This window comes from Paracoccus onubensis (genome assembly GCF_003591515.1).
GTDB classification, from domain to species: domain Bacteria; phylum Pseudomonadota; class Alphaproteobacteria; order Rhodobacterales; family Rhodobacteraceae; genus Paracoccus; species Paracoccus onubensis.
In genome coordinates this window covers 449,917-470,406 of record NZ_QZCG01000001.1, presented here as the reverse complement: position 1 = coordinate 470,406, position 20,490 = coordinate 449,917, and the positions used below count along the sequence as shown (strand labels likewise).

The 20,490-nt window shown below is 59.3% G+C and carries 19 protein-coding genes; 10 read left to right on the top strand and 9 right to left on the bottom strand.

The genetic code is table 11. The features are described from left to right. Window positions 1–12: 12 nt before the first annotated feature. On the bottom strand, window positions 13–471 hold the full coding sequence (locus D3P04_RS02295; protein WP_119745456.1) for a hypothetical protein: 459 nt from the start codon (window positions 469–471) through the stop codon (window positions 13–15). A gap of 389 nt (window positions 472–860) precedes the next feature. Here D3P04_RS02295 and D3P04_RS23635 point away from each other — a divergent pair, with 389 nt between their 5' ends. The 3 genes from D3P04_RS23635 (at window position 861) to D3P04_RS02280 (ending at window position 2,349) form a co-directional block, all read left to right on the top strand. Next, a complete protein-coding gene (locus D3P04_RS23635) occupies window positions 861–1,181 on the top strand; it encodes a hypothetical protein (RefSeq protein ID WP_232844860.1) in 321 nt (106 codons plus the stop codon). Between the two features lie 142 nt (window positions 1,182–1,323). Then, window positions 1,324–1,521 carry a hypothetical protein gene (locus tag D3P04_RS23630; RefSeq protein ID WP_232844859.1) on the top strand — a complete coding sequence of 66 codons (198 nt, stop codon included), beginning with the start codon at window positions 1,324–1,326 and terminating at the stop codon, window positions 1,519–1,521. Window positions 1,522–2,112: 591 nt separating this feature from the next. Continuing rightward, window positions 2,113–2,349, top strand: coding sequence for a helix-turn-helix domain-containing protein (locus D3P04_RS02280; RefSeq protein ID WP_119745454.1), 237 nt, complete (start codon window positions 2,113–2,115; stop codon window positions 2,347–2,349). A 219-nt stretch (window positions 2,350–2,568) separates the two neighbouring features. Here D3P04_RS02280 and D3P04_RS02275 read toward each other — a convergent pair whose 3' ends face one another. From D3P04_RS02275 to D3P04_RS02245, 6 genes are all read right to left on the bottom strand, one after another. Then, entirely contained in the window at window positions 2,569–3,249 is a 681-nt protein-coding gene (locus tag D3P04_RS02275; RefSeq protein ID WP_232844858.1) for a response regulator, read from the bottom strand. After that, window positions 3,246–5,933, bottom strand: a complete 2,688-nt coding sequence (locus tag D3P04_RS02270) for a sensor histidine kinase (protein ID WP_119745450.1) — start codon at window positions 5,931–5,933, stop codon at window positions 3,246–3,248. The genes D3P04_RS02275 and D3P04_RS02270 overlap by 4 nt, the downstream gene beginning before the upstream one ends. Before the next feature lie 3 nt (window positions 5,934–5,936). Continuing rightward, window positions 5,937–6,518 carry a potassium-transporting ATPase subunit KdpC gene (gene kdpC, locus D3P04_RS02265; protein WP_119745659.1) on the bottom strand — a complete coding sequence of 194 codons (582 nt, stop codon included), beginning with the start codon at window positions 6,516–6,518 and terminating at the stop codon, window positions 5,937–5,939. Between the two features lie 12 nt (window positions 6,519–6,530). Next, window positions 6,531–8,555, bottom strand: coding sequence for a potassium-transporting ATPase subunit KdpB (kdpB, locus tag D3P04_RS02260; RefSeq protein WP_119745448.1), 2,025 nt, complete (start codon window positions 8,553–8,555; stop codon window positions 6,531–6,533). Between the two features lie 60 nt (window positions 8,556–8,615). Further along, entirely contained in the window at window positions 8,616–10,301 is a 1,686-nt protein-coding gene (kdpA, locus tag D3P04_RS02255) for a potassium-transporting ATPase subunit KdpA (RefSeq protein ID WP_119745446.1), read from the bottom strand. Window positions 10,302–11,071: 770 nt separating this feature from the next. Further along, window positions 11,072–11,977 carry a LysR family transcriptional regulator gene (locus D3P04_RS02245; RefSeq protein ID WP_220475244.1) on the bottom strand — a complete coding sequence of 302 codons (906 nt, stop codon included), beginning with the start codon at window positions 11,975–11,977 and terminating at the stop codon, window positions 11,072–11,074. Window positions 11,978–12,173: 196 nt separating this feature from the next. Here D3P04_RS02245 and D3P04_RS02240 point away from each other — a divergent pair, with 196 nt between their 5' ends. The 4 genes from D3P04_RS02240 (at window position 12,174) to D3P04_RS23235 (ending at window position 15,191) form a co-directional block, all read left to right on the top strand. Then, a complete protein-coding gene (locus D3P04_RS02240) occupies window positions 12,174–13,526 on the top strand; it encodes an MFS transporter (protein WP_119745442.1) in 1,353 nt (450 codons plus the stop codon). Window positions 13,527–13,571: 45 nt separating this feature from the next. Further along, complete coding sequence (gene speB / locus D3P04_RS02235; RefSeq protein WP_119745440.1) at window positions 13,572–14,540, top strand: agmatinase; 969 nt, start codon at window positions 13,572–13,574, stop codon at window positions 14,538–14,540. Beyond that, a complete protein-coding gene (locus D3P04_RS23045; protein ID WP_147391865.1) occupies window positions 14,537–14,779 on the top strand; it encodes a hypothetical protein in 243 nt (80 codons plus the stop codon). Before speB ends, D3P04_RS23045 begins: the two co-directional genes overlap by 4 nt. A gap of 250 nt (window positions 14,780–15,029) precedes the next feature. Beyond that, window positions 15,030–15,191 (top strand): hypothetical protein, encoded by a 162-nt coding sequence (locus D3P04_RS23235; RefSeq protein WP_182912707.1) that lies wholly within the window; start codon window positions 15,030–15,032, stop codon window positions 15,189–15,191. 128 nt (window positions 15,192–15,319) lie between these two features. On the opposite strand, the gene D3P04_RS02230 is transcribed toward D3P04_RS23235, so the two are convergent. Then, window positions 15,320–15,610 carry a hypothetical protein gene (locus D3P04_RS02230; RefSeq protein ID WP_119745438.1) on the bottom strand — a complete coding sequence of 97 codons (291 nt, stop codon included), beginning with the start codon at window positions 15,608–15,610 and terminating at the stop codon, window positions 15,320–15,322. Window positions 15,611–15,719: 109 nt separating this feature from the next. Further along, complete coding sequence (locus D3P04_RS02225; protein ID WP_119745436.1) at window positions 15,720–16,331, bottom strand: hypothetical protein; 612 nt, start codon at window positions 16,329–16,331, stop codon at window positions 15,720–15,722. Between the two features lie 311 nt (window positions 16,332–16,642). Between D3P04_RS02225 and D3P04_RS23230 the strand changes: the two genes are divergently transcribed. The 3 genes from D3P04_RS23230 to D3P04_RS02215 all read left to right on the top strand — a co-directional run bounded on the left by D3P04_RS23230 (window position 16,643) and on the right by D3P04_RS02215 (window position 20,490). After that, complete coding sequence (locus D3P04_RS23230; RefSeq protein WP_182912706.1) at window positions 16,643–16,795, top strand: hypothetical protein; 153 nt, start codon at window positions 16,643–16,645, stop codon at window positions 16,793–16,795. A gap of 443 nt (window positions 16,796–17,238) precedes the next feature. After that, a complete protein-coding gene (locus D3P04_RS02220) occupies window positions 17,239–18,141 on the top strand; it encodes a siderophore ABC transporter substrate-binding protein (protein WP_119745434.1) in 903 nt (300 codons plus the stop codon). A gap of 255 nt (window positions 18,142–18,396) precedes the next feature. Further along, entirely contained in the window at window positions 18,397–20,490 is a 2,094-nt protein-coding gene (locus tag D3P04_RS02215; protein WP_232844857.1) for a TonB-dependent receptor domain-containing protein, read from the top strand.

Here is a 20,490-nt window from a genome sequence, read left to right as displayed (position 1 = left end):
TGTTGTGCGTTATCAGTTCTGCGGGCGCTGTTTCGAAGCGTCCAGTTCGGTCTTGGCGATCGTGGTTTTCTCGGTGATTTCCGAAGATTTCTCAATCGCGCGGTCGAAAGCGTCCTCCATCTTGGCAATAGCATCAATAGCGGTACCGTCCAGCCCGCCATCTGCTGCCCATTCGAAGTTCCACACGCCGGAATAATCATCCTTTTGCGGGACGTCATGGGTTTCGATCGCCGTGAATGCGTCTTCGTGCTTCAGAAGATAAGACGCTGCCGCCGACACATCCGACGGGACATTGCCCGACGAGTTTCCGGCGAAGTTCTGGAGATCCTGTTTCGAGATCGCGCTACGGCCGGTCGAGGCCATAAAGTCAGCGATTACTTTGCTCGATTTTGCGATGGTCAGGTGGTTGTCGAACGCTGAATTGACACTGGAAGACGCAGCGGCACCGATGCCTGGCATGGAAATGGACATGTGATTTCCCTCATTTTTAAGAACTCTAGGATTGTCCACAAACTTTGAAACAGGCAGATGAAATAACGCGTCTTTTCTCGGACAGGTGAGTTTGTCCGGATGTCCTCATACCAAAAACTGGCCGATCGAAGCCTCTGCCGAGTGCGGGGGGCTTGGTCATGGACGAGCAGGAAACGGCTTCATCTCGGAAGAGTGGTCTATCCCGTCACATCCCTTTCATACTCTCCGGTCATCACCGCGACGCACATCGGAAGGATGGGCCGATATTTCAGAAAATTCTTGCTGCTGGATTGGTTATACTGACTACCTCGCCGCTTCATGCCGCCCCCCAGGATTATCAGGGCAGCCTACCAGCGGACGTGCTGGGCATGCCGCCAAGAGAGGCGAAGATGGACGACGACAAAGCCGCCATCTGCGGCATCATCGAGCGTGAACAGGACGAGGATCAGGTTGCCGCAGGAAAGGAGCTGATGTTCCTGCTGAACCGGGTATGCGCGGCACAGATCGGTGAGGATGTCGTGGCCGTTTACGTTACTACCCCCATCAGCGAGTTCCTGAACGAAGGCATCCTGATCGAGACCGGCCGCCGTGCCTGCAAGAACGGTTTCACCGTCGTCTATCGCATTTCCCTTGCCGCTGTCCGCACCCTGGAGGGTATTGCCGAACCCGATGACGAGACGGGCCCACCGAGGGGCCCAAACCATCCATAAACCACCTTCGCGCGCACGCGCACGCGGGGCGGCGGCGAAATCTCTGGAGATATTGAAGGCCTATCCAACCGACCGATGTCGCGACGAAGCGACCTGTCTGCATCTGCATGTGCTGGCCATGCCCATATGTGCAGATGACAATATGCGTATGAAGGCCAAGCGCTGCCACGAGGGCCATCGCTTGCAGGGCAAGCACAAGGCACAGCGTTGGTTCGGCTCGTCATCGCGCCGCTACAAGCAGGCGATGCGCGGCTGGCAGGACCGCTGTCATGCCGAGGTCGGGGCGAAGCATGGGCAGGCCCGGACGGGGCCGCGCCGCCGCCTGGACAGGGCGGCGTAGAAGGCAGAGCAGGGTAGCTGAAGGCGCAGAAGGCAAAAGACATTGCCGTAGAGCGTGTCAACGAAGCCCATCGTTGTGCCGACGAGGAGGAGCAACGCCTTGAGCTGGGCCTGCAGGATACGGTCGTCAGGAGGCCGAGAGGGTTCATGCCATCGTTTCCGGCGGGCTGATCGCCGCGATCCGGCAGGCCGATCCCGATACGGTTCTGCTGGAACGGCTGGAAACGACGGGGCAAATGAGTGTCCGTCGTCAGAACCAGGCGATCATACCGTCGAAAAGGTCGTCGGGTAATCCGACGCCACCAGCATGCCGAAGCCTATGCCGGCCAGGACAAAGAATACAGCTATGCCGAGCATAAAGGTCGATGCCCGGCGCCGGTTTTCGACCGAACGCCCCCACACCCCATGGATGGCTCCACAGGCTTAGCAGGTGGTGGCGTCTGCGTGGATTTCGGTCATGCAATATGGGCATTGTTGAGACATCGGTTCGTCCTGAAATTAAAAATGCAAACATGTCCAGCACGGAATAGCCCAAAATGGGATATTCCCCAGACGCCACGATCCGAATTCCGGATTCATCTGGAATTCAAGGATGGGCAGAACCCTGCGCAGTCCTGGTCATCTGGCTTTGATGGCAACCCTCAAACAAGCCCGGCCTGACGCAGGGCAAACCCGGACCGAACTGGCAGAGCGTCTGAAGCGCCCGCAGTCTTTTATAGCAAAGTATGAGAACGGCGAGCGGCGGATCGATGTGGTGGAGCTGATCGAAATTGTTGCTGCGGCGGGAACCGATCCTCAGCGACATCGTCCAGATCGTCCGAGATGCTGAGGGGGCTGAGACAGGCGCGCAGAGCTTCTGCCCGGTCGGCGTTGCGGCACGAGGTGAAGAGATGCGCGGAAACCGGACCTGCGGCGAGGCGGCATGACTGCCGCAGCATTTCGTCAGAACGGACATTGCTGTCGTAATCTCTGTCATGCTTTGACATCGATTCCGTTCGCCGAAAGATGTCATCATCCCACAGGATGAAGGCCGTTGCTCTTGATGATGCTATCCGTCCGCCAGCCTGTATCCGATGCCGGGCTCGGTGAATATCCATCGCGGATTCGCCGCATCATCGCCCAGTTTGCTGCGCAAATGCCGGATATAGACCCGCAGATACTGACTGTCCTCCGTATGCGCCGGTCCCCAGATCGCCTTGAGGATCATGTCATGCGTCACCAGCCGCCCGGCATGCGAGGCAAGCAGCCATAACAGGTCAAACTCCTTCCGGGTCAGATTCAGGTTTTCTCCTTCCAGGATGGCACGGTGGTCCGCGATATCGATCTGTAGCGGGCCGAGCGTCAGGGTTGCTGGCGCGGCCTCGCGCGTATAATCGCGCAACAGGCCGCGCAACCGGGCAAGCAGTTCTCCGGTCGAGAAGGGCTTTGTCACATAATCCTGTGCGCCTGCATCGAGCGCTGCGATCTTGCCCGCGTCGTCGCTTCTCACCGACAGAACCAGGACGGGCAGATGCGACCATTCGCGCAATTTCTCGATGACCGTAATGCCATCGGCATCCGGCAGGCCCATATCGAGGATCATCGCCGCCGGCGCCTCTCTCGCCGCCACGGCAACCGCCTCATGTGCCGTTGCCGCCTCGGAAACGATGTAACCCTCGGTTTCCAGTGCAACCCGCAAAAAACGCCGGATCGGAGCCTCGTCATCGACGATGAGGATGCGTGAGGTCACAAGAAGGTCTCCGGGTTCGACAATGGCAGCTCCATCACGATGCGCGTTCCCCGGCCACTTTCGCGGGCAGGCTCGGCATGGATCTCTCCTCCATGGGCTTCGACAATTCCACGACAGATAGCAAGTCCAAGACCGGTCCCAGCCTGCCCGCCATCACCTTGCTCTGCCCGCCAGAACATGTCGAAAACCCGATCCGCCGCGCCGATAGGCAGGCCTGGACCGTCATCTTCTATGGATAGGATCGCATGGGCGCGCTGGACTTCTACTGTTATCCGGACGGGTGTAGATGGTGCGGAATATTTCGCCGCATTGTCGAGGATATTGACGAGGACTTGTTCCATCAATACCGGATCGACATGGACCGGAGCCATATCCTCGGGCATTTGCACGCTTATCGGGTGAGTGCGCAACGGTCCGCGCAACCGATGGCGCGCCATGCCGACAAGCTCACGCAAATCGGAAGGGATGGCGTTCGGCTTTAGCGCGCCATGGCCCAACCGCGTCATATCCAGCAGATTCTGGATATAACGGTCAAGCCGCTCGCCTTCCTCCCGCACGGTTTCGATCAGGCTACGCTGTCCCTCCTTTGTGAGACGGGGATGCTCCAACCCCTCCGCCGCACCGAGGATCGAGACCAGTGGCGTACGCAGGTCGTGGCTGACCGAAGACAGAAGCGCCGAACGCAACCGCTCCGCCTCGGAGACCACGCGTGTCTGCGCCAGATCCTCGGTCAGCCGGATACGTTCAAGCGCCAGCACAACCTGATCGGCAAGCGCCTCCAGAAGCCGCCGGTCGTTTTGGGCGATTTGCCGTCCGTCCGAAAAGGAAATCCCAAGAACACCGATCCGCCGGTCCGAAGCGCTGAGCGGCACGAAGAGCCAGCGGGAGGTCGGCAGCGTATCAGATCCGTGGCCCGCCGCCTCTCCATGGGTGAAACAATAGCGTGCGGCGGACATTTCCCGATCCGCCAGCCTGTCTTCGGGCGGAAAGGCCCCCACGATGGTAAGCCCGGCGATTTCCTTGGGAACCAGCAGGACCGACTCGCAATGCAGGACCGTTGCGACATGGCTGACGGCGGCCCAGACCACATCATCGAAAGATGCCGCCGCCGCCGCCCTGCGCGAGAATTCGTAAAGCTTGCCGGTTCGTTCGGCGATGGCACGTTGAGCCATGGCCCGATCGCGAAGGCGGGCAGCGAGATTGCCCGTCAGGATTGATGCGACGAGGAACAGAACCAGCGTCAGAAGCTGGCCCTGATCCCAGATGCGGAACGTGTGAACCGGGGACGTGAACAGGAGATTATAGGTCAGAAAACTCAGGCCCGCAGTGGCGATGGCCGGTCCTCTTCCGAAACGCGAGGCCATCGCGACAACTGTCGTCATGTAGAGAAGCGACAGGCTGACCACCGGGATAAAATGCTCGGCCGCCTTGGCCAGCACCGTGGTTCCGGTCACGGCAAGCAATATGAACCCCATCATGCGCAGCATGTCCGGCATGGCAGGGGGTTTCAGGCGTTGCCTCTGCCGTGCCGGCCGCTCGTCATCGGTGACCAGAGTTAATTCGAACCTGGTTGCCTCTCTCACGAGGCCCGACACCAGTTGTTCGTGATGGGTCGGCGCGAACTGGCGCAGCAACGGGTTGCGCCTGGGTGGGCGTGGCACGACGATCCGGCGGATATTCAGCCGCTCGGCGAAGCCTGTCACCTCCTCGGCCGGGTTCCGTTCCGTTTGCTGGATCGTGACTTCGGCCCCAAGTCTCTCGGCCAGCCGAAGAGCATCGGCACGGCTTTCCTGCATCGTTGTGGTTCGGATTTCATCGCGCACGCTGGTCAGGGCCACCGCAAACCACTCGACCCGCGCGCGATCCGCCGAACGTTTGCCGATCCGAACCGCATCGCGCCCCACGGCACCTTCCGGTATGACCACCAGAAGCCGTTCCTGTGTCGGCCACGGCCCGGCGATGGCATTGGCGGCCATATGCTGTCTGAGCTCGGCATCCACCCGGTCGGCGGCAGTGCGCATCGCCAGTTCCCGCAATGCGGTCAGGTTCCCCTTGGCAAAGAAATTCGCCACCGCCCGCGCCGCCTGATCCTGAACATAAACCTTCCCGGCCCGAAGCCGTTCAAGCAATTCATCAGGCGGCAGATCGATCAGCTCGATCTCATCGGCCATCTCCAGCACGCGGTCAGGAACCGTCTCGCGCACCCGCACCCCCGTGATCCGGGCGACGGTGTCATTCAGCGTCTCGACATGCTGCACGTTCAATGTCGTATAGACGTCGATCCCGGCCGACAGCACCTCTTCGATATCCTGCCAGCGCTTTTCATGACGATTGCCCGACAGGTTGGAATGGGCCAGTTCATCGATCAACGCGAGATCCGGCTTCGCCGCAATCAATCCTTCGAGATCCATCTCGTGCAGGATTTTGCCGCGATGATAGAAGGGCTGGCGAGGCAGCGCGCGGAGATCGCGCAGCATCGCTTCGGTTTCGGCCCGGCCATGGGTTTCCACCACGCCCGCCAGCACATTCTCGCCATCGGCCGCGCGTCTCCGCGCGGCCTCCAGCATCGCATAAGTCTTGCCGACGCCCGGCGCAGCACCCAGAAAGATTTTCAGCTTCCCCCGACCCTCGCGGCGAGCTTCCTTCAGCAACGCCTCGGGTTCAGGGCGGGACGCGTCGGACATTGGTTACTCCGTCGGGGCGGGTCGCGGGGCAAGTTCCGCATCAAGGGCCAGATTGGTCATCAGGACATTGACACGCGGCTGACCATAAATCCCCAATAGCGGATTTTGTATATTCGCGTCGATGATCGCAAGCACTTGTTCCGGATCCACGTCTCGCGCGCTGGCAATACGCTGTGCCTGTCCGCGTGCGTTCTGCGGTGAGATATCGGGATCAAGACCCGAAGCGGATGCCGTGACCGCATCGATCGGGGCGATGCCGTTGTTCAGGCTTTCCCAGGCATCGCGGCGTGCCTTGACCGTATTATGCAGTTCTGCCGAACTCGGCCCCAGATTCGACGCGCCCGAGGATGCCGCGTCGTAATCCACTGCCGAAGGGCGCGGATGCAGGTAAACGGGTTGCGTGAATTCCTGCCCGATAAGGGCAGAGCCCACCGCTACGCCATCGTTCCGCATGATCAGACTTCCGGTTGCAGCTTGCGGCGCGATGACCGACGCGATTCCGGTCATGGCAAGAGGATAGGCCAGTCCGGTCAGCAGCAGCATGGCGGCAAGCATCGTGCATGCGCGGCGGATGTGAATAAGCATGGTCATGGCTCCTTATACGAGGCCAAAGGCGGTCACGGCCAAATCTATGGCCTTGATGCCGACAAATGGCACGATCAGCCCGCCGAGTCCGTAGATGATCAGGTTGCGCCGCAGCAGGGCGGCGGCGCTTGCCGGTGTGTATTTCACGCCGCGCAGGGCAAGAGGGATCAACGCGAAGATGACCAGCGCGTTGAAGATCACCGCCGACAGCAGGGCGCTTTGCGGAGAGGACAGGCTCATGATGTTCAGAACGCCCAGTCCCGGAAAGGCCGCGACGAAAATCGCAGGCAGAATGGCGAAATATTTCGCGACATCGTTGGCGATGGAAAAGGTGGTCAATGCACCGCGTGAGATCAGCAATTGCTTGCCCACCATCACCACCTCGATCAGCTTTGTCGGGTCGCTGTCGAGATCGATCAGGTTCGCGGCCTCCTTGGCTGCGGGCGTGCCCAGATTCATCGCCACCCCGACATCCGCCTGCGCCAGTGCCGGCGCGTCATTCGATCCGTCGCCGCACATGGCGACCAGCCGGCCGCCCTCTTGTTCCCTGCGGATATATTCCAGCTTCATCTCGGGCGTTGCTTCGGCCAGAAAATCGTCCACCCCGGCCTCGGCGGCAATGGCAGCAGCCGTCAAAGGGTTGTCGCCGGTAATCATCACGGTGCGAATTCCCATGGCCCTGAGTTCGGCGAAACGCTCTCGCATACCGGGTTTGATCACATCCTTCAGATGGATCGCGCCCAGAATGCGGTCATTCTCGGCCACCAGCAGCGGCGTGCCGCCCGATCGCGCGATCTCATCGACTTTGGCCCGCAACGCCGGATCCGTCGGCGTGCCCACGAAAGCCTCGATTGAATCGGTGGCACCCTTGCGCAGGCGGGTCCCGGAAAAATCCACGCCGGAAAGCCGGGTCTGGGCCGAGAAAGCGACAGGCTCGGAACCCGGCTCCGGCTGGTGATCCAATGCGCCAAGCAGTCTTTCGGCCAGATCGACGATGGATTTCCCCTCGGGCGTTTCATCGGCAAGCGAGGCCAGAAACGCCGCCTGCGCAAGCTGCCTTTCGCTGACGCCACGCGCAGGAACAAAGGCATCGGCCATCCGGTTGCCGAAGGTGATGGTTCCGGTCTTGTCAAGCAGCAGCGTGTCGACATCTCCCGCCGCTTCTACCGCGCGGCCCGACTTGGCGATGACATTGGCGCGGACGAGACGGTCCATCCCCGCGATCCCGATGGCGGAAAGAAGACCGCCGATGGTCGTGGGGATCAGCGTGACGAAAAGCGCGGCAAGCGTCACCACAGGGATCACCAGCCCGGAATAACGGGCAAAGGGTTCAAGCGTGACAACCACAAGCAGGAAGATCAGGGTCAGGCCCGCCAACAGGATATTCAGGGCGATCTCGTTCGGAGTCTTTTGCCGTTCGGCCCCCTCGACCATCGCAATCATCCGGTCAAGAAAACTTTTGCCCGGCTCGGCGGTAATCTTCAGGACCAGACTGTCCGAGACGATCCGCGTTCCGCCGGTCACGCTGGATCTGTCACCGCCGCTTTCGCGGATCACCGGGGCGCTTTCTCCGGTGATCGCGCTTTCATCGACAGAAGCGACGCCGCGAACCACCTCTGCATCCGTCGGAATGAGATCGCCTGCCTCGACCAGAACAAGCTGTCCCTTGCGCAATGAGGACGACGCCGTTTCCTTTGGTGCCGTATCATCCTCACTCGCAAGCAATTTCACGACGGTTTCCGCCTTGGTGGCACGCAGGCTGTCGGCCCGCGCCTTGCCGCGCCCTTCGGCCAGCGCTTCGGCAAAATTCGCGAACAGCACGCAGACCCAAAGCCAGAAGGCGATTTGCAGGCTGACAGCGGCATCATCCGCACCAAAGGCGGCATCGCGCAGGGCCAACAGGGTGGTCATTGCGGCCACGATGGCGGTCACGAAGATGACGGCATTCCCCATCAATTGGCGAGGGTCAAGCTTGGTGAAGGCGGTTTTCAGCGCCGCCATGTAAAGCCCCTTTGGGACAAGTTCACTATGGGACATCTTCTTTGTCCTTGAATTGAGAGATCGCATCGCGGCCAGAGATGCAGGCCGCGACATGGTTCAATAGCCTTGCCCGGCGATCACCGCCGTATGCTCGGCGATGGGTCCAAGGGCGAGAACCGGGAAGAATGTCAGCGCCCCGAAGATCACCACGGTGACGATCAGAAGCGTCACGAATAGCGGCCCATGCGTGGGGAAGGTTCCGGCGGTGGACGGGCTTTTCTGCTTGTCGATCAGCGATCCGGCGATGGCCAGCATCGGCACGATGATCGCATAGCGCCCCAGCAGCATCGCGAGGCCAAGTGCCGTGGTCTGCCAGGGCTCCGCCGCACCCCAGCCCGCGAATGCCGAACCGTTATTTCCAACCGCCGAGGAATAGCTGTAGAGGATCTCGCTCAGCCCGTGCGGTCCGGCATCCTGCACGGATTGCAGCGCCATCGGCACGGTGGCAGAAATCGCGCCGCCGACAAGAATACCCAACGGCATCGACAGGAATGCCAGCATCGCCAGCGTGACCTCGCGTCCTTCTATCTTGCGGCCCAGATATTCGGGCGAGCGTCCGACCATCAGGCCGGCCAGGAACACGGCAAGCACGACATAAAGCAGCATGCCATAGAGACCCGCGCCGACGCCGCCAAAGATCACTTCGCCGATCTGCATGTTGACCATGGTGACAAGGCCGGACAGCGGCATGAAACTGTCATGCATGGCGTTGACCGAGCCGTTTGAGGCGGCGGTCGTGGCCTCGGCCCAGAGCGCCGAAAGCGCAGCGCCAAAGCGGGTTTCCTTGCCCTCCATGTTCGGCCCGGCACCCAGCAGTGGGTTGCCTCCGGCTTCGCCGAAATGGATCACCGCCAGCCCCAGCGCGAACATCACGGCCATCGCGGCGAAGATCGCCCATCCCTGCCGCTTGTCCTGCGCCATGCGGCCGAACAGAAAGCAGAAGGATACCGGAATCAGCAGAATCGCAAGCGTCTGGAACATGTTCGAGACGATGGTCGGGTTCTCGAACGGATGGGCAGAGTTCACGCCGAAGAACCCGCCGCCATTCGTGCCCAGTTGCTTGATGGCGATCTGGCTGGCTGCCGGACCGCGCGCGATCACCTGATCGGCGCCTTCAAGCGTCGTGACATGGGCCGCTCCCAGCAATGTCTGGGGCACGCCCTGAAGGATCAGGATCAACCCCAGAATGACCGAAAGCGGCAGCAGGACATAAAGCACCGATCGCGTCATGTCGCACCAGAAATTCCCCAGCCCGCTGTTTTTCGGACCGGTAAAGCCCCGGATCACAGCGACCGCCACGGCCATGCCCGTCGCGGCAGAAACGAAGTTCTGCACAGTCAGTCCGGCCATCTGGGCAAGGTAGGAAAGCTGGGCCTCGCCGGAATAAGCCTGCCAGTTGGTGTTGGTGACAAAGCTGACAGCCGTGTTGAAGGCCAGATCCGGGGACATCGCCGCGATTCCGTCCGGGTTTAACGGAAGCAGGTTCTGCGATCGCAGGATAACGTAGAGCAGGCAGAAACCAGCAAGGTTGAAGGTCAGGACCGCTATTGTATAGCCCCGCCAGCCCTGCGACGCGCCGGGCCGGATACCGGCCAGACTGTAGAAACCCCTTTCGACCGGGGCAAGAAACCGCGAGAGCAGGTTCCCTTCTCCGGCATAGACGCGCGTCATATGGGAGGCCAGCAGATAGCCGCCTCCGGTCAACGCGAATGCATAAAGGATATATCCGATCAGATCGGGCATGACCGTCTCCTTATGAACGGCCTTGACGCGCCAGCGTCAGGATCAGAAAGACGAAAATCCCTGCCGCGACGGCGAGGCCCAGAATGAGGTCCAGCATTTCGGCCTCACAATCGTTCGATCAGGCGGGGCGTCAGGGCAAAGGCGACAAAGGCGCCAATGCCAAGCGCCAGGTAAATCAGATCAGCCATATTCAGCTCCTGCATGTTCAATCGCAGCAGCCATCGCGCAAAGTTGCGTTAAGGCGATATGTGAATTTTCCGGGTGTCGCGTAAAAATCGCGTAAAAACCGCGAGCATGATGTCCTTCGTGTCGGATCTATGATCGCAAATTCGGAGCATCGGGGGCGGTCAACGATGATGATCGGTCATGAACGGGGGGCCATAAATGACCCACCCCGCAACCAGGACACTTCTGCTCTCGCATGACGTGAGTTCCTGGTTGCCGTGACCAATCCCAAGCCTATCCTGCTGTTCACGGCATTCGTGCCTCTGTTCATTATGCAAGACGGCGAAAGCTCACTCACGGTTCAGCTTGTCGTGCTGGATGCGATCTATATTGCCGTGGAGTCCTTGGTCGTGATGGGATGGGTATTCGTTGGCAGCATCGTTCGCTGCCTCATAGTGTCCGCTATCAAAAGCCGACACTATCGATCGCGGCATAGCGGATGTCGCAAAATTCGAGAACATCGTTGGACAGAGGCATTAACTGCACCCATCACCCGATTACATGCCGAGACGGAGCGGGATGTTATTCTGGCAAGGGGCAGACACTCATACCTGATGCGGGATCAACTCCTGCTTTACATCTCGCACGAACAATCGGGCGATCCCGGTCGGTTCAGGCTGGACGCGCTGCGCGATATGGAATTGCGAGCGCCAGCCGAGACCGGGCAGGTCTATCCGGCGCATCTGGCCATCGCTCAGCCATTTCCGCGCGAAATGCACCGGCAGAAAGCCGAGGAAACAACCGCTTCGGATCAGGATCGCCTGCGCCTCCATGTTGGAGACAGAGGCGGTCACATGCGCATCCTGAAGGGCTGAAAGCTCTGCACGCTGCAGATAAGGCCTCACCGTCATCGGATAAGGGGACAACATCGCTGTCGTGATTTCAGCGGCAGGGCGCATGAACAGCGGGTGATCGCGGCCGCAGAACAGGGCGTGTTCCTCGGCATAGATCGGCGAGTAGTCGATATTCGGCTGGCGGTTGGGAAAGGGACCGATGGCGACATGGACCTCGCCGGTTTGCAGGGCCTTGGCAAGGGCCTCGGGCGTGCCGACCTCAAGGCTCAGACGCACCTCTTGCTCGCGCGAAAAGAATCGGCGGATGGCGCGATGCACGGGCAGATCGGGATTATCGGCCTCGCTGTCGACGAGACCCACCCGCAGATGCCCGGTCAGCACCTGCCGCAATGCGCCCAGCCGCGCCTCGCAATCCTCGATGCCCGAAAGCATGTCCTTGGCATGGGCATAGACGTCCTTGCCCTTCTCGGTCAGCGCAAAACCACCGCGGCCGCGACGGCAGAGCGAAAAGCCAAGCCCGACCTCCAGATCCTTGATATGAGCGCTGATCGCCGGCTGGCTCATTCCAAGCATCGCTTGTGCACCCAGAAAACCGCCATGTTCGGCCACCGCACAGAATGTGCGCAGATTGCGCAGGGTGAAATCGCTGATCCGCATGCCGAATTATTACATCACCAATTCTGATATGAACATTATTAACTTCAGCTTTTATACAGTTATTCGCGACAGCAAGACTGGCCGGCGAGATTTTTGGGATCGCACACCGCTCTGAAGGGAAATCCGACCCCAGACAGGTCCGGATCAGCGCTGCAGGATGGTGTGTCGTCTAGGCGAATGGGAGGAGACCTTCGCAATGACAGACACCGTTACCGACCCGCCCGGCATCACCGTTCCCGGCGTCAATCCGACAGGCATCGTATTGCGTCGAGCCGGGATGGCAAGCTTCATAGGCACTTTTGTCGAGTGGTTCGACTATGCGTCCTACGGCTTTCTCGCCACGGTGATCGCCGTCGTCTTCTTTCCCGGAACCGACGCCCGTACCGCGCTGCTCGCGACTTATGCGGTCTTCGCCCTGTCATTCATCGTGCGCCCGATCGGCGGAATCATCTGGGGTCATTTCGGCGACAGGATCGGGCGGCAGAAAACCCTTTCGCTGTCGATCTTCATCATGTCGGCGGCGACCTTCGTGATCGCGTTCCTGCCCACCTATGAATCGGTCGGCCTTTGGGCGGCGGGATTGTTGCTTGTCGCCCGACTGGTGCAGGGCTTTGCCGCGTCCGGCGAATATGCCGGAGCCGCGTCCTTTCTGGCCGAATACGCGCCCGACAACAAACGCGGCATGATGACCTGTCTCGTACCCGCGGGCGAGGCGGCGGGTCTGCTTGCAGCCTCGCTTTTCGTGGCGATCCTGCATGGCCTGCTGACGACGGAACAATTGCACTCCTGGGGCTGGCGCCTGCCGTTCCTGATGGCGCTGCCGCTAGGCTATGTCGGCGTCTATATCCGCCGCAGGCTGGACGAGACCCCGCATTTCAAGGCGTTGGAAGAGGCGCAGCATGTGCCGCAAACCCCTGTGATCGAGCTGTTGACCAGTCATTGCCGGGAAGTGCTGATCGCCTTCGGTGGCACACTTCTCAATGCGGTCGGTTTCTATCTGGTGCTGAGCTACATGCCGATCTATCTCTCGACCGAACTCGGTATTTCCGAGACCGCCGCCTTCATCGGCTCGACCGCCTCGCTCGCGGTCTATCTGGGTTCGATCTTTCTGATGGGTGCGCTGTCTGATCATATCGGGCGCAAAAAGGTACTGATGGCCTGCTCGGTATTGTTTGCCATCCTGACCGTGCCGATGTTCGTGCTGCTGTCCGGCGCGGTCTTTACCGGTGTCCCCTCGACCGGCTTCTTCATCATCCTGGGCGTCTGGGCGCTGTTCGGTGCGCTGCTGTCGATGAATGGCGGGACACTACCGACTTTTCTGTGCGAGTTGTTCCCGACCCGGGTGCGCTTCTCGGGCTTCGCGCTCAGCTTCAACAGCGCCAATGCGCTTTTTGGCGGCACCGCTCCGCTGATCGCAACCTGGCTGATCGGTGTCACCGGTTCGAAGCTGGCCCCGGCCTGGTATCTGGTCGGCGCGGCGGTGGTGACCTTTGCCGCGATTGCGATCAGTACCGCAGGCCGCGCCGGGTCCAGGCTCAAGGACGAATAGCGGCTCTGCCACCTTCATTTAATTCCAAACCTAAGGATATCATCCGTGAATGCCCATTCCTATCACTCCGGCCGCCTCAACCTTCCCTTCGTCGGCATCTCGACCTTTGGCAAGCGGCCTTATGTTGGCGACTGGACGCAGATCGATGCGGATATCGCCGTGCTGGGTGCACCCTTCGATTTCGGCACGCAGTATCGGGCTGGCGCGCGCTTTGGTCCCCGCGCGGTGCGCGAAGCGTCAACTCTGTTCAGCTTCGGCCATGCCGGGGCCTATGACCACGAAGATGACTGCACCTATCTGGGCGGTGAGGTGCAGATGGTGGATATCGGTGATGCCGATATCGTGCATACCGACACCACGACAAGCCACGCCAATATCAAGGCAGGTGTGAACGCCATTCTCGACGCGGGCGCATTGCCGGTCGTGATCGGCGGCGACCATTCTGTCAACATCCCCTGCATCGACGCTTTCGAGGGGCGGGGCGATATCCATATTCTTCAGATTGACGCACATCTGGATTTTGTCGATGAGCGCCATGGTGTCCGCAACGGTCATGGCAACCCGATGCGGCGTGCGGCGGAAAAACCTTATGTCACCGGTTTGACGCAGGTCGGCATCCGCAACGTGTCCTCGACCGCGAAAGAGGGCTATGACGCCGCCCGGGCGATGGGTTCGGACATTCTCTCGGTGCGACAGATGCGGGCGCTGGGGCCGCAAGGGGTGATCGATCGCATTCCCAAGGGCGCACGGGTATATGTCACCATCGATATCGACGGCTTCTGCCCTTCGATTGCGCCGGGCACAGGCACGCCCAGCCATGGCGGTTTCCTCTATTACGAGGTGTTGGAAATGCTGCAGGCCCTTGCGGGGCGGCACGAGGTGGTCGGCGTCGATCTGGTGGAGGTCGCGCCCGACTATGACCACTCTGGCAGCACCGCCATCCTTGCCGCGCAGGTGCTGCTGAACTTCCTCGGTTTCATCTTCCATGCCCGCACAGAAGGGGACGGAGGATGACGCTGGACACCGGAGCGGAATTCTGCCGGGACAACCCGCCGGAAGTGCCAAGTCATTCCTCTCGGAAAATGCCTGCCATCGTCGCTCACCATTGTGCGTCATATCATTCTCCAAGGGCGCGCACCGTGGCCAAGTCGACCGGTATTCCGGCGCGACGGCCCTCGAATTCTGCTGCATATTTTGCTGCAAAAATCGTTGCGATACTTGAAGGGCAGAAACAGACTGACAGCAAAAAATAAAATAATAACAATTCTGTAAAAATAAGATTCTGACTGGACAGGCATTGGTTCGATTCCCCTCGGCTTCACCAGATTCACCTGCACCTTCGGCGATAGCCCTGCGGCTAAATTCAGGCAGATGATGCATGCGCGGAAAAGCTATGCTGCGAGTGCAAAACAGCTATGCGCACTCTGGTATAACTAATTCCAATTACGGTCCCTATATAGTCCGTATCGTTGAGCACACACTCAAGCATATGGAGTAGAAATCATGGCCTATACGAACATCGAACATTACGCCCCTGCCGTCAAACGTGGCAGCTTCCTCGCAACCGTTTTCGCGTTCCTGCGTGCTGGAGCATCGGTAAGAAGCGGTCGTAAACCCGCCGGAACCGAGCCTCTTTACTTCCACGGCAATCCCCGGGCTTTCTAAGCCCTTATGACGATCAGGATTCCCGTCTCTGTTCAACTGCGGCTCCAGAGCTGTACCGGAAATAAGCAGCTTTGGAGTCGTCGCATCCTGAACGAATCGTCACGGTTCAGCCGGACCAGATTATCCGGTCAGGAGCATTGTCCCGGTCCGATTTGCAGGCTGAACCGCGCCGGGCCCGGTCTGTCGGGCGCGATGCGGCTCACCTGAACCTCGACCTGGCAGTCCTGAGTGGCGATCTGATAGCCGTTCTCGATACTGATGATGCTTTCGATGGGTTGCTGCCTGAGGGCGTCAGCCACCCGCTCATTGCCCAGAATGGCGTGAATGACCTTGGAACTATCCCAATACCCGCTGAGCGCAGCAGAAACCGGCGTGGCGGCGGCAAGGCCGATTATGGCAGGGATAGCGAAACGCTTCATCTCATGACCTCCGATATATGAGCGATTTCATATTGGCCGTTCATGGCGTCAACGGCAAGCTACCGGCATGGGCTGATCCGCATGCCATTCGAAGCTTGGTCCAATATGGCTATTTTTGCCGCATCTCATCCGTCAGGGTCGCGATGACAATGGCCGAGAAGCCCAGCTGGTCCTTGGTCAGCTTTTCGCGCATGTTTTCCGAGATCGGGGTGGTCACGTAAACCGAAACCACATCATCTCCCAGCTGCGCGGTGCATACCCTGTCCAGCAAGATCATCGGCTCTTTCCCGTCAGCAACCTGCTCTTCCGCCTGCCTGCGCTCGATAATGCCGCAAATTGCCGATTTATCATCCACCTCCAGACCGTCGATCCGGGCAGGCTCCGTCTTATAGTCATCCCCCAAAGCATTCGTGCCACGAGATAAATTCTGGCTTAATTGCTGCGTCAACACGAGTTGCGCAGCAGGCGTTTGGCCTTCCGGAGCTTCGGCATTTGCGCTGGCGCTGTTCGGGTCGGCATCCGGTGCGGGCATTATCGTGACGGTCGCACGTCCGATCGATTCACCGTAAAAGACGATCAGCCTGTCGCCATCCATCTTCGCCTCTTTCGGAGTCATGCCAAGCACATCCGCAGGAAGGCTGTCCTCATAATCCCGGGGCGCGGCATAAAGCGGTGCAGCCGTCAGAAATACCAGTCCAAAGGTAAAAAATTGCCGGAACATCAATGCTATCCTCTTGGTGCCGCGCTGGATTGATCGGACTGTATGAAAATGATGTGAAAGATACGACAGCGCTTTGACGATGAGGCGACTTCCCGCCTATCCCTTCCGACTCCTCCGCTTGCAGGAATGCCCAGACCGGGCAACAGCCATGTAGCGGAACAGATTGTGGAAATTCGCTGGATTGTCCGTGACGGAAATCCATCCCCGTCTCAGGCCGCAAAAGCATGTCGCGTCAAGCGGAACGGTGCGGGTCGACGGCAACCGATCTGCGTGACAGGCGTTGTATTACAACGCAACCAATGGAGGCGGCTATGACAGATCAGCCCGAAAAGGATCGGACCCGGGAAAAGGCAAAGAAAGAGCGTGACAAGCTGAAGGACGCGGTCAAATCTCTTGATGACGAGGATGAAAAGCGCCCCGGCACGGATGATGAAGACGATGCGGGTAAGGAAGACGGCGAATAAGACCGGCACATGAACATGCCCGCACCAATGAAGGCGCGGGCTCAATCGTGAAGTGACATGTTCACCCTAAAATGCTCGTCGTTAATAGGGATGCGTATAGACGATCTGACAGTGGCCTGGATATGCGTAAGATTGCTTAGGTAAAATTACTCAAACCCGGCGCAAGGAAATGCGTATGGGGAGAACCGCCGCTACGGATTCCGTACTGCCCTGCCGCCGGACCGGTTCGGCTTGCATGCAATCGGCGCGGTTTTCCATGACGTCCGGCGCCGGAATGAAATGGCATCGGATTCGTGATGCACGGCAACAGGCAAATCGATTTGCCACTCAATTCCTGATTAAATTACCCTGACATTATTTACACGCCCTAAGGAGAGGGATAATTCATCCTTCTGATACGGGCCGATTATCCGGCGAGATCCAATGTCGAGGAAAGAAATCCAATGCGTTACATCCCGCTGTCGGGGCTGTTTGTCCTGTCGTTCTGCGCCGCTGCATCCGCAGCAGACGTGACCATCACCACCGCGCAAGGCGAGGTAACCTTGCCTGAACAGCCGGAAAAAGTGGCCATTCTGGACGTCGCCGCAATCGATAGTTTACATGCATTGGGTGTTCTGCCTGCGGGCCGTCCGGACAATATCCTGGTCGACTATCTGGACGACGTGGCAAAGGTCGCCCAACCCGTCGGTACGCTCTTCGAACCCAATCTCGAAGCATTGGCTACGCTGGAACCCGATCTCATCGTGGTCGGAGGGCGTTCCGCCACACAGCTTGATGCCGTGTCGCAAGTTGCCACGGCTATCGACATGACGATCGGCGCCGATCTCGTATCCGATGCCAAGGCGCATATCGCAGCCTATGGGGAACTGTTCGGCAAGCAGGACAAAGCCGCGGAGCTGGTCGCGACTCTGGATCAGAAACTGACCGAAGCGCGGGAAGCGGGCGAGGGTAAGGGCACCGCTCTGATGGTCCTGACCAATGGGCCGAAAATGTCGGCTTTCGGCAAGGGTTCCCGGTTTGGCTGGGTGTTCGACGCAACCGGACTGCAAGAGGCGGCAACCGGCCTGAAAACGGATACCCACGGCAATGCGATCAGCCATGAATTCATTGCTCAGCACGATCCCGACTGGCTGATTGTTCTGGATCGCGGGGCGGCAGTCGGACAGGATGGGACTTCGGCGGAAGTAACGCTGAAGAACCCTTTGGTCGAGAGCACGAAAGCCTGGAAAAACGGAAATGTCGTGTATCTGAATCCGGGCAGTACCTATATTTCGGGCGGCGGCTATACATCCCTTATCGGGAATCTCGATATCCTGACGGGCGCTTTGAACGCCTCGGACAGCTGACGCGCTTTTATCTGAACGATCTTCGGCGATTCAACCGTCTCTGATGCCGGGCAGCCTGTTACCGGCATCGCAGCCGATAAAGCATCCTGCCCGGACCGGGCATTATCGCAACATAGGCAAAAAGCGCTTCAGTTCAGATCCATAGCCCATTGATTACACTCATACACTCGGCTAACAAAATTCCCGACAAATTTACATGGATATTCGCCGGCGGCCTGATGCCGCCCCACCACTCAACCCAATCGCTCCGAGGTCATGATGCCGAACCACACATCCCGCACACCCAAACTCAGTACCGCGCTGCTTTCCTTTACAGCGCTTGTGGCCCCCACCATTGTGCTGGCACAGACCGAGGACACGACCGTTACCGCCCTGGATGAAATCGTCCTGACTGCGGGCGGTTTCGAACAGGCATTGAGAGATGCGCCGGCAAGTGTTTCGGTGATTTCCTCGGAAGAGCTTGCGAAAGGCAGCTTCACCTCGCTGACGGATGCGTTGCGTGAGGTTCAGGGCGTGGCCACCACGGGAACAGCGAATGAGCAGGATATCTTTATCCGCGGATTGCCCGGCCAGTACACGCTTATCCTGGTTGACGGGAAGCGCCAGAATACCCGCGACGCCCGCACCAACGGCAATGCCGGGATAGAGCAAAGCTTCATCCCCCCGGTCCAGGCCATCGAGCGTATCGAGGTCGTGCGCGGACCGATGTCATCCCTTTATGGCTCGGACGCGATGGGCGGGGTCATCAATATCATCACGAAACCCGTTGCGGATCGCTGGACCGGCTCGGTCACGGCCGAAACGACGCTGCCAAGCGAAGACGGCTTTGAAAACAGCAGGCAATTGTCCTTCTATGCCTCGGGTCCGATCGTCAAGGATACTCTGGGCTTGCAAATCTGGGGCAGGAAATTCGATCAGGACGCGTCATCGGTGACAGGCGGTCCGAATGCATCGGATGATTACGACATCACCGGCCGGTTGACCTGGCAGATAGATGACCGGAACGAATTGCTGCTGGAAGCGGGGCGCACACGGGTCACCAACGAGGAATATGGCGATCTGCGCTATCAGGACAACGACCGCTCGCATTGGTCGCTGACGCATAACGGCCAGATCGGCGATATGACGACCGAATTCAGCATCTCGCAGGAAACCGGCGAGCGCACCACCTATGATCGCCTGGATTCCGGAAGCGCTTTTGCCGAGGACATCCGTTCGCCCAGGATCCGCAACACCGTCGTCGATGCCAAGGGCAACAAGGCCTTCGAGTGGAATGGCCATCATCAACTGACTTTCGGCAGCCAGTTCATCCGAACCGTCCTGCATGACCAGAATCCGGGCGCGCAGGCGCATTTGCCGGAAGGGGAGCATTACGACGAGAAATTCTCGGTCGATCAATGGGCGCTTTATGTCGAGGACGAATGGCGGATGCGCGATGATTTCGCACTGACCCTTGGCATGCGGTATAGCGATCACGAACATTATGGCGGCCAGATCAATCCGCGGCTCTATGGTGTCTGGAACGCAAGTCCCAACCTGACCGTCAAGGGCGGCATTTCCACGGGATTCCGCGCTCCTGACATCCGAACGATCGCGCCAGGCTATGCCTATACGACCGGCGGCCGGGGATGCAGCGGTAACAATCCGCCGTCCTGCGGCGTCATTCTGGGCAATCCCGAACTGGAACCCGAAGAAACGACCAATATCGAAATCGGCATGACCTATGAGGCGAACAGCTTCTCGGTCAGCGCGACGGCATTCCATACCCGGTTCAAGAACAAGCTTCAGCAGATCAATACCGGAGAACTCTGGCTTGACGGTCCGCAATACACCGCGGATGACGGAAGCCGCCACCACTACATTCTGTACAAGGAATTCAATGTCGATAAAGCCGAAATTACCGGGGTTGAATTGGCCGGAGACTGGTCAATCACCCCGACATTGTCGGCCCGCGCATCCTACACCTACACGGATTCCGAACAAAAAACCGGTGATTTCGAAGGCTTCCCGCTTGCCCGGACGCCGGAACACATGGCAAGTCTGCGCTTCGACTGGGCCACGCCGGTTACCGGGCTGGATACCTGGGTCAGCGCCAATTATCACGGTTCGGAAATCGCGTCCGGGCTGCGTATCGGCGAGGATGGCCGCGAGGTGGAAATCAACGGTCAGACCGGTCGGAAATACGCGCCATATACGACCGTGGATCTTGGCGTGAACTACCAAATAAACGAATATGCGACCCTGAACGCCGCCATATACAACGTCCTGAACAAGGAAATCCGCGAGGATGAGTTCAGGACCGTGGAAGAGGGGCGCCGGTTGTGGCTGGGCCTCACCACCAGTTTCTGA